Raw genomic sequence first — 1,258 nt, forward strand, 5'->3', positions numbered from 1 at the left:
GTTCGGGGACGACGTGGCGGCGAGCGCGATCGCGGACAGGGTGTGCCACCACTGCCACCTGGTCAAGATAACCGGCAGGTCCTACAGGCTGAAGGACCTGCCGAGGGACGGCCCCGTCGAGCCGTGACCGGAATCGGTGAAAATACGTTAGCGCAACCGGTGAAACCGCCTTTGCGCGAACGGCGCGCCTGTTTAGCGAAACTGGTGAAAAATAGATTGACGCTAACACCTTGCTGGCGGCGTGGGCCGCGACCACGGCCGGCGCGGCGGGGTCCGGCGCGGCGGGCCGGTCGGCCCGCGAGCGCATGGAGCAGTGCGTCGACCTCGCGACGCCGAGGAGCCCGCGCTGCGCCGATATGGGGCAGCGGCCCTCGTTGGCCGCTATGGCCCTCACTTTCGAGCGTATATCAGCGCCGCTTGTTTTAAGACGTCGACCTCCATCCGGAGCCTGCGGTTCTCGCGCTCGAGCTCCAGGATCCGGTTCTGCTCGGGCGTGCGGTTGTCCGCGGCGCGCGGCGAGCCGGTCGCGTTTATCGACTTGATCCACCTCTCCACGGTGCTCTTGCCGAGGTCGTACTCGTCCATGGCCTCGCGCTTGGGCTTGCCGGCGTTGTAGAGGTCGACTATCTGCCTCTTGAACTCGTCGGTGAAATGCCTCGGGTGCCTGGGGTCCCTCATATACGGCCCTCCCGTCTCCCGCGCCCCTCCCGGAACTGTCCACATCAGTGTAGCCAATCCAGCTCGCCCACCACCGCCGTCCCGGAGGAGTGGTCGAGGCTCGGCACCCCGAAACAGGCGGGGTACCTGGCGGGCTACCTCGAGGCGGAGAGGTCCAGCCGCGAGGCCTCGAAGCGCGCGACGCTGCTCAGGCGCTGCGCGCCGCCGGCGCCCAAGACCTTCGACGGCTACGACTGGTCGGCCGTGTCGTGGCCGGAGGGCATGGGGCGCGAGTCGCTGCTCAGGCGCTGCGCGCTGCCGGCGCCCAAGACCTTCGACGGCTACGACTGGTCGGCCGTGTCGTGGCCGGAGGGCATGGGGCGCGAGTCGCTGCTCGCGCTAGACTTCGTCGAGCGCAGGGAGGACCTCGTGCTCATGGGCGACGTCGGCACCGGCAAGACGCACATGGCGTCGGCGCTCTGCGCGCTGGTGTTTTTCACAACAACTAAATTTAGGATTTCACGACTAATTTCTTTCGGGTTTCACCGTTTTGCAAAGGTGCCGCACCCTTTCTTCGCTAACTGTCCGATCTTCCCATCAT

The 1,258-nt window shown here is 66.3% G+C and carries 3 protein-coding genes; 2 read left to right on the top strand and 1 reads right to left on the bottom strand.

The genetic code is table 11. From position 1 onward, the window contains the following. Window positions 1-13 precede the first annotated feature (13 nt). Entirely contained in the window at window positions 14-127 is a 114-nt protein-coding gene (locus tag ACTNB2_RS08810; RefSeq protein ID WP_441045762.1) for an ATP-binding protein, read from the top strand. A 263-nt stretch (window positions 128-390) separates the two neighbouring features. On the opposite strand, the gene ACTNB2_RS08815 is transcribed toward ACTNB2_RS08810, so the two are convergent. Further along, the gene (locus ACTNB2_RS08815; RefSeq protein ID WP_441044930.1) at window positions 391-678 is read right to left on the bottom strand and encodes a transposase; all 288 of its coding nucleotides are present in this window, start codon (window positions 676-678) and stop codon (window positions 391-393) included. A 261-nt stretch (window positions 679-939) separates the two neighbouring features. Here ACTNB2_RS08815 and ACTNB2_RS08820 point away from each other — a divergent pair. Then, the coding region (locus ACTNB2_RS08820; RefSeq protein ID WP_441045760.1) for an ATP-binding protein at window positions 940-1,258 on the top strand (319 nt) is incomplete at its 3' end.

It is taken from the genome of Collinsella sp. HCP28S3_G2 (genome assembly GCF_052065125.1).
GTDB lineage: Bacteria > Actinomycetota > Coriobacteriia > Coriobacteriales > Coriobacteriaceae > Collinsella.

Excerpts from the sequence above, each read along its gene's own strand:
- ACTNB2_RS08815 (WP_441044930.1), bottom strand. The coding sequence starts at position 678 with ATGAGGGACCCCAGGCACCCGAGGCATTTCACCGACGAGTTCAAGAGG.